The organism is Pantoea sp. SO10, assembly GCF_005281435.1.
GTDB lineage: Bacteria > Pseudomonadota > Gammaproteobacteria > Enterobacterales > Enterobacteriaceae > Pantoea > Pantoea leporis.
Map to the genome: position 1 here is coordinate 566,562 of NZ_CP040096.1, position 13,146 is coordinate 579,707.

Annotated in this window: 10 protein-coding genes; 5 read left to right on the forward strand and 5 right to left on the reverse strand. The window is 52.2% G+C overall.

Going from position 1 to position 13,146, the window contains the following annotated elements; translation table 11 throughout:
* Nucleotides 1-66 precede the first annotated feature (66 nt).
* The gene (locus tag FCN45_RS22130; protein ID WP_137387290.1) at nt 67-894 is read left to right on the forward strand and encodes a MurR/RpiR family transcriptional regulator; all 828 of its coding nucleotides are present in this window, start codon (nt 67-69) and stop codon (nt 892-894) included.
* 119 nt (nt 895-1,013) lie between these two features.
* Here FCN45_RS22130 and FCN45_RS22135 read toward each other — a convergent pair whose 3' ends face one another.
* From FCN45_RS22135 to FCN45_RS22155, 5 genes are all read right to left on the reverse strand, one after another.
* Entirely contained in the window at nt 1,014-2,951 is a 1,938-nt protein-coding gene (locus FCN45_RS22135; RefSeq protein ID WP_137387291.1) for a MacB family efflux pump subunit, read from the reverse strand.
* On the reverse strand, nt 2,948-4,123 hold the full coding sequence (locus FCN45_RS22140) for an efflux RND transporter periplasmic adaptor subunit (protein WP_137387292.1): 1,176 nt from the start codon (nt 4,121-4,123) through the stop codon (nt 2,948-2,950). Before FCN45_RS22140 ends, FCN45_RS22135 begins: the two co-directional genes overlap by 4 nt.
* A 353-nt stretch (nt 4,124-4,476) precedes the next feature.
* Nucleotides 4,477-6,177 carry an ABC-F family ATP-binding cassette domain-containing protein gene (locus FCN45_RS22145; RefSeq protein WP_137387293.1) on the reverse strand — a complete coding sequence of 567 codons (1,701 nt, stop codon included), beginning with the start codon at nt 6,175-6,177 and terminating at the stop codon, nt 4,477-4,479.
* A 364-nt stretch (nt 6,178-6,541) separates the two neighbouring features.
* Nucleotides 6,542-7,690: a glycosyltransferase family 4 protein gene (locus FCN45_RS22150; protein ID WP_137387294.1), complete on the reverse strand. Its 1,149-nt coding sequence runs from the start codon at nt 7,688-7,690 to the stop codon at nt 6,542-6,544.
* Between the two features lie 392 nt (nt 7,691-8,082).
* Nucleotides 8,083-8,967, reverse strand: coding sequence for a LysR family transcriptional regulator (locus FCN45_RS22155; protein ID WP_137387445.1), 885 nt, complete (start codon nt 8,965-8,967; stop codon nt 8,083-8,085).
* A 173-nt stretch (nt 8,968-9,140) separates the two neighbouring features.
* On the opposite strand from FCN45_RS22155, the gene FCN45_RS22160 reads away from it, so the two are divergent.
* The 4 genes from FCN45_RS22160 (at nt 9,141) to FCN45_RS22175 (ending at nt 13,109) form a co-directional block, all read left to right on the forward strand.
* A complete protein-coding gene (locus FCN45_RS22160; RefSeq protein ID WP_137387295.1) occupies nt 9,141-10,277 on the forward strand; it encodes an alpha/beta hydrolase in 1,137 nt (378 codons plus the stop codon).
* A gap of 156 nt (nt 10,278-10,433) precedes the next feature.
* Nucleotides 10,434-11,615 carry an MFS transporter gene (locus FCN45_RS22165; RefSeq protein WP_137387296.1) on the forward strand — a complete coding sequence of 394 codons (1,182 nt, stop codon included), beginning with the start codon at nt 10,434-10,436 and terminating at the stop codon, nt 11,613-11,615.
* Nucleotides 11,616-11,709: 94 nt separating this feature from the next.
* A complete protein-coding gene (locus FCN45_RS22170) occupies nt 11,710-12,192 on the forward strand; it encodes a glutathione peroxidase (protein WP_137387297.1) in 483 nt (160 codons plus the stop codon).
* A gap of 158 nt (nt 12,193-12,350) precedes the next feature.
* Nucleotides 12,351-13,109: a MurR/RpiR family transcriptional regulator gene (locus FCN45_RS22175; protein WP_137387298.1), complete on the forward strand. Its 759-nt coding sequence runs from the start codon at nt 12,351-12,353 to the stop codon at nt 13,107-13,109.
* The last annotated feature ends 37 nt before the right edge of the window (nt 13,110-13,146 follow it).

Genomic DNA, 13,146 nt, shown 5'->3' on the forward strand with positions numbered 1-13,146 from the left:
AGCTTTCACTTATGCCCTAATCTGCTGCACACTGTGCGCCATTAATGTCGTGAAGAAGAGGCCGCCATGACGGACAACGAAAACATCATGCTGCACCTGCGCCAGGGCTTGCCGGGCTACAGTCCGACGCTGCAAAAGCTGGGCGATTTCATCCTCACCGACCCGCAGAAAGTGCTGTATCTCACCATCACTGAACTGGCACGCGAGACCGACACCAGCGAAGCGAGCGTCACGCGGCTGTGTCGTCATCTCGGCTGCAAAGGCTATACCGAATTCAAAATGGCGCTGGCGCTGGATGTGCAGCACAATCAGCCCGCGGCCGTCGCTAGCGGTGACAGCATCGACATGCTGGTGGAGGAAACGGTGCAGGCGCTGCGCGATACCGGGAAATTCATTAACCGCGAGGTACTTCAGAGCGCGGTGGAAGCGCTGCATCAGGCTAAAACCATCCAGATCTACGGCGTGGCGGCCAGCGCGATTACCGGTGAGTATTTGCACTATCGCCTGTTGCGCTTAGGTAAATCGGCGCAGCTGTTTGGTGATATGCATCGCGCGGCGATGAATGCCTCGACGCTCAGAGAGGGCGATTTGGTGATCGCCATCTCCGCTTCCGGCTCGACCAAAGATGTAATGCATGTGGTTAAGGTGGCGAAGAAGCAAAACGCGCGCGTGCTGATGCTGAGTAACACGCTGCGCAGCCCGATGGGCAGTTTAGCCGATATGCTGCTGGTGGCTGCGCGGCCGGAAGGCCCGTTCAACGCCGGCGCGCTGAGCGGTAAAGTGGGTGCAATGATGTTGGTGGAAGTATTGATTAACGAGTTGATGACGCATGATGCCCGGTATCAGGCGGCCAGCCAGCAGACAGCAACGGCGACCTTGCCGATGTTGATGTAAAACGGCAAATCCATAGCGGCGCGATTTATTGCGCGTTTTTACACAAGTAAAAAGGTCAAAAGAGCGCGATAAATCGCGCCGCTACGGAACAGTGCAAATAGGTTAAAGCGGCATTTCAGTTATTCGCTTGCCAATGCCGCCACCGGATCCATGCGTGCGGCTTTGCGCGCAGGCAGGTAACCAAAAATCATGCCGATGATGGTGGAGCAGGCAAAGGCCGCGCCCGCTGATTGCCATGAGAAGATCGCCGTGATCATGCCGCCCGCCAGCAGGCTGATAATCGGACCAATCACCAGCGCCAGCGCGACGCCGAGCGATCCGCCCACCAGACAGACTAAAACTGCTTCGATCATAAACTGCTGCATGATGTCGCCGCGCCGTGCGCCCACCGCCATGCGCACGCCGATTTCATGGGTACGTTCCGTTACCGACACCAGCATGATATTCATCACGCCGATGCTGCCAATCATCAGCGCAATCGAGGCGACCAGCAGAATCAACAGCGTTAATGTCGCGGCGGCATCTTCAATTGCTTTGCGGTATTTGTCGCGGTTGAACACCAGGAAATCTTTGCTGCCGTGACGCGCGGTTAGCAGTTGCGTCAGCGATTCCACCGCCGGGCCGCTCACCACATCGTCCTTCAGCTTAATGCTGATGCTGGTTAGCGCGGTTTGCCCGCTAATGCGATACATCACAGTGCTCCACGGCAGCCACACGCTGAGGCGATTGGGCGACATGCCATCGTTATTATCCGCCACGCCAATCACGCGCACCGGCACCGAACCCAGCACGATCATCTTGCCAATTGGGCTTTCCCCGTGTTCGCCAAACAGTTTGTTGCGCGTGTTGGTATCGATAATGATCTCCTGACGCGCGTGGCGTTCATCGCTGAAGTTGCTGCCTTCCAGCAATTTAATGCCCTGAATCTGGAAATACGCTTTGCCGACGCCGTACACCGAGGTTTTGGACGCGTTGGAGAGATAGCGAATCGGCTGATTGGCGATCATCTCCGGGCTGACCGCTGCGACAAACTGCTGACGCCCAATCACGTCGGCATCGGCCATCACCAGCGTCAGCACCGGATGCGCTTCATCCTCGACAAAATCACCGCCGGCATAGATCGACACCACGTTGGTGCCGAGCCCGGAAATACTCTCCAGCGTTTTTTGCCGCGCGCCCTGGCCGAGCGCCACCACCGTGACCACCGCCGCGATGCCAAAAATAATCCCGGTCATGGTCAGCGCGGTGCGCAGCCGATGCGCGTTCATGGCATTCAGCGCCATGCGCAATGATTCGCGAAAGCGATCGAGCAAGCCGCGCAGCTTGCTCTGGCTTTTAGGCGCGGCGGGGACATATTGCGCGCGGGTTGCATCCTGTTTGCGGCCGCTGTCGGCAAAAATCTCGCCGTCCTGAATCTCAATAATGCGATCGGCGTGCTGCGCCACTTTCATGTCGTGCGTGACGATGATCACCGTGTGACCTTCGCGATTGAGATCGTGTAGGATGCGCAGCACCTCTTCGCCGGAATGCGAATCCAGCGCGCCGGTCGGTTCATCGGCAAGAATAATTTCGGCACCGTTAATCAGCGCGCGCGCGATACTGACGCGCTGCTGCTGGCCGCCGGACAGCTCGCCCGGTTTATGATGTTCGCGGCCCTGCAAACCTAAACGTGCCAGCAGATCCGCCGCGCGCTGCAGCCGTGCTTTGCCCTGCAGATTGGCGTAGATCGATGGAATCTCGACGTTGCTCAAGGCGCTGAGATCCGGCATCAGATGATAACGCTGGAAAATAAAGCCGATATGTTCGCGACGGACTTTCGCCAGCGCATCCGGCGACAGCGTGGCGGTGTTTTGGCCACTAATGAAATAGTCGCCGCTATCCGGCGCATCCAGGCAGCCAAGAATATTCAGCAGCGTCGATTTACCCGAACCGGACGGCCCGATAATCGCCACCAGCTCGCCGCTAGCGATACTCAGGTTAATGTCTTTCAGCACATGCAGAGATTGCGAACCGTTAACATAGCTGCGCTGGATGTTTTTCAGTTCGATGATATTCACATCAACACCTCGTCAGTTCCCGCCGTCTGCGTAGCAAGGATCACTTTCTCGCCGACTTTTAAACCGCTCAGCACCTGAATATCAACGCTGTCAGTGATGCCAGTGGTGATGATGCGTTTCACTGGCTGGTTATCCTGATCGGGGATTTCCACGTAGGTTTTGCCATCCGCGTCTTTCTTCGTCGCCTGCACCGGCACCAGCAAAGCGTCTTTAGCGGAATCACGCAGCAGGTTGACCTGCGCCGTCATGGAGATGCGCAGCGCGTTGTCGGGGTTTGGCACATCCAGCAGCGCGTTGTAATAGACTGCGGCGTTGGTGCTGCTGGCTGGCGTGCTTTCGCTGTTGCCCATCAGCGCGTCATCTTTCATCACCGATTCCGGCGCCAGTTCGAGGCTGCGCAGCGTGGCGTTGTAGCGCTTGTCTGGATTGGAGAAGGTGGTGAACCACGCTTGCTGGCCTGGCTGCACGTTGTTGATGTCGGCTTCGGAGATCTGCACTTTAATCGTCATGGTGCCGAGCTGCGCCAGCTTGGCGATGGTCGGCGCGGTTTGTACCGCGTTCACCGTTTGACCTTGCTTAGTGACGATGGCGATGACCGTGCCGTCCATTGGCGCCATGATGCGGGTATAACCGAGATCGAGCTGCTTCTTATCCACCTCAATCTGCGCCTGAATCACGCGCGCTTTTTGCGCGGTTAGCTCGGCGCGTGCACTGCGCCACTCTTGTTCGGCGGTATCAAAATCCTGACGCGAGATCGCATTGGTTTTAATCATTTGCTGCAAGCGCTGATATTGCGCTTGCTGTCGCACCAGCGCGGCTTCGCGGGTTTCCAAATCGGCCTGCGCCACGCTCAGCGCCGCCTGCGCGTTACGCAAATCGCTGCGCTGCGGTTGATCGTCAATTTCGGCGATTAGCTGGCCTTTACTGACGCTATCGCCAGATTTGATATAGAGCTTTTTCACCTGACCAGAAACCTGCGCACCGACGTTGACACGTTCAACCGCATCCATTTTGCCGGTGGCAGCAATCACGTTTTCGATATTTCCCTGACGCACTTCGGCGGTGACCACCGCGTTAGGTTTATGGCGTGAACCGGCAAAATGCCAGATCAACAGCAGGAGAATGACAGCAGCGAGCGTGGCGAATAGCCACTTTTTTGAGATATTGAGCATAAGCGTCCCTTATATGAAGCGAGAATCATAATCACTTAAGGGAACAAACTGGAGAAAATTCGCCGGATTTATTTGGGTAATGCGCGCTGGTTGAAAAATGATTAAAGTTTTCCGAATAGAAAGGGAGGCTAGGTTGTTTACAGCATATCTCAGTCACTGTTTGGGCGTAGGGTCGCCATTTATGGCGTAATGTTTGTCAGTTAAGCCACGAAACCTCTCATCACCCAGAGCACATATTGTAGCGGCGCAATTTATTGCGCGATAAATCGCGCCGCTACGGAAGGTGCGGTGATTTGATGCAACGCTTAACTGAGCGGCATTATGCCATTTATGGCGACCGTTTCACTGCCGATTTACAGATCGAGCTGGGTTTTCAGCTTCGCAATCTCCTCACGCCACTGCGCTTGTAACGCGGGTTTCTGATGCTTCGGCTTACGCGCCAGATCCTCATCCAGTTTGCTTTCCACCTCTAATAACGCCAGCAGCAAAGCATCTTCATCCAACGCGTTTTCCGTCGCCGCAGGTGCAACAACCTCAGACATGGCTATCACCTGCTCAGCACGCAGGCGCTCGGTCACCGCGTCAAAATCGTGCCACTGGCTGAGTTGCTGGTCCTCTATCAGCCAGAAACGATTGCAGCTGTTGGCGATTAACTGACGATCGTGCGACACCAGCACCACCGCGCCCTCAAACTGATTCAGCGCCTCCGCCAGCTCCTCTTTCCCTACCATATCCAGATGGTTAGTGGGTTCATCGAGCAGCAGCAGTGAATAGCGCGCCAGCGTCAGCCCCACAAAGAGTAAACGCGAGCGCTCGCCGCCGCTCAGTGATCCAATCAGCTGCTGGTGACGCAGATACGGAAAACCCGCACCGATCAACGCCATCTTGCGCTGCTCATCGCTGAGCGAAGCAAAATGTGCCAGTGCGTCACTTAGCGTTTCCGTATCGTGCAACTGGTGCAGACTTTGATCGTAATAACCGAGGCGCGCGCGGGGATGAAATAGCGCGCTATCTGCTTGTTGAAATTCACGCCACAAATGGCGCAGCAGCGACGATTTACCGCAACCGTTGCGGCCAACGATCGCTACGCGATCGCCACTTTTCACCTGCAGCGTTGGTAGTGAAAACAGCGCAGGCGCGTCATCGGCCGGCCGAATCGACATTTGCGGCAACGCCAGCACGCGATCGGCGTCCAGCGCTTCACCTTGCAGCTGCAGCCGCCATAGCGCTCCTTCGCTCAGCGTGGTTTGTGCTTCTTTCAACCAATTGGCGCGTTTCTCCATCTGCTGCGCTTTGCGCGACAAACCTTCGTTATCGTAAGTGCGGCCCCAGATCGCCAGACGTTTAGCGCTTTTCTCTACGCGTTCGATCTCTTTCTGCTCAGCCTGATAACGCTGCATGTCAGCGTCATCCTGCTCGATCAGCGCCTGACGCGCCGCGCTGCAGGGCAGACGGAAGAATTGCAGACCGCGATCGCGCAGAATCCAACTGCAGTTGGTCACCCGATCGAGCAGGGTGCTGTCATGGGAAACCAGCACGAAGCTGCCGCTCCAGCCGTTGAGGAAATTCTCCAGCCACAATAGCGTTGGCAAATCGAGGTGATTGCTGGGTTCATCAAGCAGCAGCAGATCCGGTTGCAGGATCAGCGCGCGCGCCAGCAGCAGGCGCATATGCTGACCGCCACTTAGCGTTGCGGCAATTTGCGTTTGTTGCTCAGCGGTGAAACCCAGGCTGCCCAGCAGCGCTTCGGCGCGCCAGCGATCGGCTTGTTCCGGCAAGCGCGCCATCACGCCATCCAGCAGTGACGCGTTGTGCAGTTCTGTTGGCAGATGCTGCTCGATGCGCGCCAGTAAACAGTGATTAGCCGGCGCAACGCTGCCGTGGCTGGCTTCCAGTTCACCACTGAGAATTTTCAATAAGGTGCTTTTACCGGTGCCGTTATCACCCAGCAAACCGATGCGATCGCCTTTTTTCAGGCTGAAATGGATATCACGAAATAGCGTGCCGAAGGCGTTATCGAAACCGACAGCGTGGGCGGACAGTAAAGTGCTCATGTGCTTACTCATAAGTTGCAGGCGCAAAAAGGCCCGACGTCAGAAATCGCTGACGACAACCCGGTAAGCCGGAGGAAGGGATTAGATTTTCAGTTAACTTCGCTCAGGACGGATTATCGCAGCACGAGTGCGGAAATGCCTGAACGCGGCCAATTACTGTAGAAGTGTGAGTAAATAAACAATTCACACAGTGGCATAGTAATCCTCCTTAGTTATCAGTGGGTGAATAAGTGAGCTGATGATAGTGGCGGAAAGGTCTGTTTTCCAGTTAAGAATGCCCGAAATGTTGGAAGGGCAGGTTATCCGTATGAGCAATGTGAATAATACCCATACAGAAAACGGTTAATTTCTTTATTTGTCTGGCTCAAAATCCCCTGTATATCGCACTAAGGTAATTTCTGAACTCCACAGGATCGTGTTCATTACGTATGCGAGCGACTGACTGTATAGCGCGCACTTTGACAATTTTTCTGTCGCTTAAGATATGTAAAATATGGGCTTTTAACTGAGAAACGATGATGCTTCTCAGTGCGGCTTTATCGTTGAGCGATCCAACCGTCAGCTCCGACATGCTATTCAGTGGACAGCGAATCAGCCAGCCGGCATTTTCCGGATTGATTTCCGGCAAGGCTCTGACATTCGTCGTTATTACCGGGCAGCCGCAGGCCTGCATTTCCAGAACGGAAAAGCCGTATGTCTCCTGCCATGTGGGCAGCAGCCCGACATCAGAGGTCTTAATCAACGCCAATACCGCGTCGTTGGTCAGCGATGTATGGTGCTGGAATAGGGGGCATTCACGAAGTGTGTCCTCCACGCTTCTTCTAAATGCGTCATCATCCTGGAACGCCTGGTGAGCCACGTTATGCGTTCTGCCAGGATCACCAACCAGATTTACGCGTACGTCGTTCACACTTATCAGGTTTTCCCTCAATAACTGGCTAAAGGCTAGCACAACTTCTGCCCCTCCTTTGCGATAGAACTCCTTGCCCACGAAGGTAAAATTCAGCGGACCTTTTTCAACCGTAGCAATTTTTTCCTGCAGTACCGGCTGCGGGGGATGCAGTACGTGCAGTTTGGGCGCGATGATAGCCTGCTCCCTGGGAAAATGTTCCAGCAGCCGCAGTTGGATCTGTCGTGTGGCTTCTGAGATAGCGATGATACCTTTACAGCGCGGAGAGCAGACGTACCGGAGTTCCCGCGCCAGCTCGGGGTTGGCAAATTTGGGTATTCCCTCAACGGGAAGAACACGGGGCAGTTCGGTTTCAAAGGTCGCTACCCAGTCGCCTGGTCCCGAAGAAACTTCGTTAAAAAGGTGGATAATGTCCGCATCACCTGAAGACATCAGGGGCAGCGGTCGAAAAATAAAGAGTTTATTTTTATGCAATAAGCGCCGCCTTATAACGTTGATCCAGGTCCAGATATTTCTGGGACGGTAATCCAGATAGCGATTTGCAGGGTCTGTAATGATGTTTCTCTTTTCCGGGTAGCCGTTTCCACCGACGATAATCTTCATTCTTCCCCCTGCTGGCGAGTGCAAAAAATTAACAGAATTAATTTAAATGTCCTCGTTATTGAGAGGATAAAAGAGTATTTGGGTTATGTAAGGCTATGGTTTTTCAGATAAGCTCTGAATTCATCTTGATTATTCAGACTGTTGATACCAGAGCAAAATCTGCTTTTTGCGACGCTTCCCAACATGTCAAATTATGCACGGCCAAACAGCAAAAATACGTGTATTTGCTGGTGTTTAATCGATTTCCAGAAAACGTCGGGAGGGAGAGTGCCAATGCTGATTAAAGTTTCAGGTTGCTAAGAAGCCTTTATTTACTTCAGGCTTAATTAACAGCGGGCGAATGAGAGAGATGATGATATTGGCAGGTATACATATTTTCCATTGAAAACCTTTTAAATTCTCAATGTATCAATAACCGCGCGCAAAGCGGGTGACACATTGCGATGCGGATAATAGAGAAATGACGCTTCCAGACGTTGGCTGTGCCGTTGCAGAACCCTGATCAGCTTTCCTTGTTCCAGATCCTCAGAAACCAGCTCTTCCGGGACATAAGCCAGCCCGAGCCCGAGAGTAGCGGCTTTCGCTTCCATATAGCTGTCAGCAAAAACCCATTGCCCTTGCGGTCGATGGGTGATTTTTTTGCCATCATGATGAAGTTCCCAGGCATAAAGGCTGCCATCGCCTAACTGATAAGCGATGCAGGGATGAACGGCCAAATCTGCGGGGATCTGCGGAAAGCCGTAGCGACGAAAGTGTTCTGGCGTACCGACAACGGCCATCTCCATGTCGGGCGAAATGCGTACAGCGATCATGCCGCTGCCAACCTCCGGCCCCAGACGTACACCCGCATCGAATCTCTCCGCAATGATATCCACAAACCGGCTTTCGCTGATGAGCTCCAGTCTGATATCGGGATAGCGTTGTTTGAATACCGCAAGTTTCGGCAGGAGTACCTTATCTATCGCGTGCTGGCTGGCATTGATACGCACCGTACCAGATGGGGTCTGGCGATAGTGGGCCAGCGTAGCGAGCCCCATATCTAAAGCATCGAATCCTGACTCAACGGTTAGATAAAGCTGCTCACCGGCATGGGTGAGCGATAATCTGCGCGTGGTGCGAACAATGAGTTGAACGCCCAGTCTTTCTTCAAGTTCACGCACTGAACGACTGATACCTGATTGTGCCAGGCCAAGGCGTTTCGCCGCAGCGGTAAAACTCCCCTCGCGCACCACCAGCATGAACAGGTAGAGATCGTTGTAGTTTTCCCGTTTTGCCATCATCCCGCCCTTATGACTACATCGTTATTTGGAACAATTTGATATCAATCTTAGCAAAAATTCCCCTCTAATCAGAACACATGCTGCTAACTAGAATGTGCACATTGCAACAAAGCACAGCAGCGTTGTCGGTATGAAACCTGCCTCTTTGATGTTTATTCAGGAGGATTTTAATGACTGTTTTCACTAAAAAATTGACAGCAGTGTTACCTGCAATGCTGCTATGCGCATCATTAAGTGGAGTTACAACGATGAGTTATGCTGATACCAGCAATCCGAACGCACCTATTTCGCTGGTCAAAAATTGGGATAAAACCTTTGCTGAAAGTACGAAAGTTGATCACCGTAAGGTTACCTTTCAGAACCGCTATGGAATCACTTTAGTTGGGGATCTCTATCTTCCAAAGGATCGCGGCGAGCGCAAGCTGGCAGCCATTGCCATCAGCGGGCCCTTCGGTGCAGTCAAAGAACAATCCAGCGGCCTGTACGCGCAAACGCTGGCTGAAAAGGGATTTGTCACCCTCGCGTTTGACCCTTCATATACGGGCGAAAGTGGCGGCTACCCGCGTAATGTGGCGTCTCCGGATATCAATACTGAGGATTTCAGCGCGGCAATTGATTTCTTAGGTCTGCAAAATGAGGTGGACCGCGACCATATCGGGCTGCTCGGTATTTGCGGTCTGGGCGGCATGGCATTAAACGACGCTGCGATGGATACACGCGTTAAAGCAGTAGCAACCAGCGTGATGTATGACATGAGCCGCGCGATGGGCCACGGCGTAGGCGATGGCAAAGATCGTTACACCAGCGCCGATCGTCGTGCTGTGTTGCAGTATCTGAACGCGCAGCGCTGGAAGGATGCGGAAAACGGCACTTTCGCGCCCGGTGGTCACGACATTGATGTTGACGAAAAAGGTAAAGTCAGCGCTTCTGAGCGTATTCTGCCGGAAACGTTACCCGCTAATCCAAATCCAGTCTTGAAAGAATTCTTTGATTATTACCGCATGCCACGCGGTTTCCATGCGCGTTCGGTCAACTCAACCGGCGCATGGAATGCAACAATGCCACTGTCATTTATGAATATGCCGCTGCTGAGTTATGCAAATGAAATCACTATCCCTGCGCTTGTTGTGACCGGTGAAAAAGCCCATTCACGTTATTTTGCTGAAGACGCTTTTAAGGCGATCGGGAGTAAAAAGAAAGAGCTGGTGATTATTCCCGGGGCAAATCATGTGGACTTATATGACAACGTGGCTGGAAAGATCCCGTTTGCTAAGTTTGAACAATTTTTCAAATCAAATTTAAGGTAACTTTCTGAAATAATTTGCATTTACCATGCCACCCATATTGCACGGGTGGCATTAACTTGCCTGATGTGACGCCGTGAAATGATGATGTTATTCCCTGAAAAACGCATCTCCCTGCTTCGCCTGAATCAGGTCGGATCGAATTAAGAGATGTTGATAATGTCCACAGTAAATATTAAACCCTCTCACCATAAAACCCAGTCGTATTGGGGCGGCGTAATTGCCATGACGCTCTGCGTTTTTGTGTTGATCGCTTCTGAATTTATGCCGGTTAGTCTGCTAACCCCTATTGCCCGCGACTTGCACGTCACGGAAGGGCAGGCAGGACAGGGAATAGCCATTTCTGGCGCGCTGGCGGTCATTACCAGCCTGACAATCTCCCGCATTGCCGGGGATCTGAATCGTAAATATCTTCTGCTGGGACTGACGATTTTAATGGCGGTGTCCGGAATCATTGTCGCGCTGGCGGCCAGTTATTCGGTTTATATGCTCGGGAGAGCGCTGATTGGAATCGTCATCGGTGGATTCTGGTCAATGTCGGCCGCAACAGCCATTCGGCTGGTACCGCAGCACAAGGTTACCCGCGCGCTGGCGACTTTTAACGGCGGGAACGCGCTGGCCACCGTTGTGGCGGCACCGCTGGGTAGCTACCTGGGGGCGACTGTCGGATGGCGGGGTGCCTTTTTATGTCTGGTACCGCTTGCGATAGTTGCGTTCATCTGGCAATGCCTCAGCCTGCCTTCGATGGAAAGCGATAATGCGCGCAAGCCACAGGGATCGGTGCTTGGTCTGTTCAGAGCCTCTATCGTATCAATGGGGCTGTTGGCTTGCGGACTCTTCTTTATGGGGCAGTTTTCCTTATTTACCTACGTGCGACCGTTTCTGGAGAACGTGACCAGAGTGAGCGCGCCTGGCCTGTCCTGGATTTTACTTGCTATAGGCGCAGCAGGTTTTATCGGCACAACGTTTGTTTCGACCTTCCTGAACTCAAGGTTTTATTCGACATTAATCTTGATACCACTGCTTATGTCAGCGATTGCCGGTACGTTACTTTTGTTTGGCCACAGCATGTGGATTGTTGCCGTTTTGCTGAGCCTGTGGGGAATGCTTGCGACAGCCGCGCCAACCGGATGGTGGACATGGCTCGCGCGGACGCTACCCGAAGATGCAGAGGCAGGTGGTGGTCTGATGGTTGCTGTCATCCAACTCTCCATTGCGCTTGGATCAACCGTTGGGGGGTTGATTTTCGACAGTCTGGGTTGGCAAAGTGCTTTCGGCTTGAGTGGTTTATTACTTCTTGGTGCGGTAGTCATGACGTTTCACACATCACGTCTAACATGAATCGCAGGCGCTTTAATCATAGAATAAGGCGCAAAGGCCGCTGATTAAAGCACCGTCTTTAATGCCGAACTGATTCTGCTCTGAGGATTAATACATGACCACCTTTCATCAACTTAATGCCATCAGCTTGCAAGGCCAGCCCATATCTATGGCCGATTACGCCGGGAAGCTGGTTCTGGTGGTGAATACCGCTAGCCATTGTGGATTTACTCCTCAATATGCAGGCCTTGAAGCGCTCTACAAGAAGTACGCGGACAATGGGCTGATGATATTGGGTTTCCCCTGCAATCAGTTTGGCAAGCAGGAACCTGGCGGAGCCGATGATATCGCGCAGACCTGCCTCATCAACTACGGTGTGAGCTTCCCGATGTTCGAGAAAGTCGAGGTTAACGGCGCCGCAACGCACCCCGTATTTCGCTACCTGAAAGCCGAATTACCCGGTGTGTTGGGCGGGCGGATCAAATGGAACTTTACTAAGTTTCTGATCGGGCGCGACGGCAAACCGATCAAGCGATTTGCACCGATCACCAAACCGGAAAAAATGGAAGCGGCGATCTTTGCTGCGCTGGAAAACTAATATGCATTCCGCCATGCTTGATCCAAATTGTGCGAGCTATCACAATTAATACAATTTCTTTTGGTTTGCCGCGCGGGTTTACTCGTTAAACATCCCTCAGATGTCACGGTTTGTGACATGATAAGCGTCATAATTGAATCGTCAGGATGTTTGAATAGATGTTTAACGCCAGAAAACTATCAACCTTAAATGCCCTCGAAAGCAGCGTGCATAATTACATTATTAAAAACATCAATGCCGTTATTTATATGACGATAAGAGAGCTAGCTGATAATTGTGGCGTATCTACCGCGACTGTTCTGAGATTCTGTAAAAAAATGGACTTCAAAGGTTACTCAGAACTCAAAGCCAGTATGAAGTTGCACCTGAACAAAAATAACACATTACTGATTCCTCATGGAGCTGAGGAAATATTGACCTTTTTTAAAAGCATCAGAAACGATGAATTTAATGAGATGATCAATCAGGCGGCTCAATACATTCGTGATGCCGAACGGGTGTTCTTTGCTGGCGCAGGCAGCTCTGGCACGCTTGGCAGGTATGGTGCGCGTTTCTTCTCTAATGTAGGCAAGTTCAGTAATCACATTGATGATCCCTATTATCCGGTGAGTACCGATATGGTGCAGAGTTCAGTGGCTATCGTGCTTTCTGTCTCTGGCGAAACTCCCGAAATATTGAAGCTTGCCAGGCAGTTTGTTATTCACAAGTGCAAAGTGATTTCTATTACCTGCAACCCGGATTCAACACTGGCAAAACTTTCTGACTTTATTGTTCCTTACCATGTTTCTCGCATTTTGATTGAAAGCGAATACGATATTACCACTCAGGTTCCGGTCATTTTTATTCTTGAATCGATAGGCAGAAAACTGGTGGTGAATAATGTCAGCGATATGTCACGCGGTGTGACATTTTTGTAATTAGCGACCCGTTATAACATATTGTGACCTCGTGACA

What these genes read in the sequence shown, in the direction of transcription:
- FCN45_RS22130 (WP_137387290.1), top strand. Translation starts at nt 67, where the DNA reads ATGACGGACAACGAAAACATCATGCTGCACCTGCGCCAGGGCTTGCCG.
- FCN45_RS22140 (WP_137387292.1), bottom strand. Translation starts at nt 4,123, where the DNA reads ATGCTCAATATCTCAAAAAAGTGGCTATTCGCCACGCTCGCTGCTGTC.
- FCN45_RS22145 (WP_137387293.1), bottom strand. Translation starts at nt 6,177, where the DNA reads ATGAGCACTTTACTGTCCGCCCACGCTGTCGGTTTCGATAACGCCTTC.
- FCN45_RS22150 (WP_137387294.1), bottom strand. Translation starts at nt 7,690, where the DNA reads ATGAAGATTATCGTCGGTGGAAACGGCTACCCGGAAAAGAGAAACATC.
- FCN45_RS22155 (WP_137387445.1), bottom strand. Translation starts at nt 8,967, where the DNA reads ATGGCAAAACGGGAAAACTACAACGATCTCTACCTGTTCATGCTGGTG.
- FCN45_RS22160 (WP_137387295.1), top strand. Translation starts at nt 9,141, where the DNA reads ATGACTGTTTTCACTAAAAAATTGACAGCAGTGTTACCTGCAATGCTG.
- FCN45_RS22165 (WP_137387296.1), top strand. Translation starts at nt 10,434, where the DNA reads ATGTCCACAGTAAATATTAAACCCTCTCACCATAAAACCCAGTCGTAT.
- FCN45_RS22170 (WP_137387297.1), top strand. Translation starts at nt 11,710, where the DNA reads ATGACCACCTTTCATCAACTTAATGCCATCAGCTTGCAAGGCCAGCCC.
- FCN45_RS22175 (WP_137387298.1), top strand. Translation starts at nt 12,351, where the DNA reads ATGTTTAACGCCAGAAAACTATCAACCTTAAATGCCCTCGAAAGCAGC.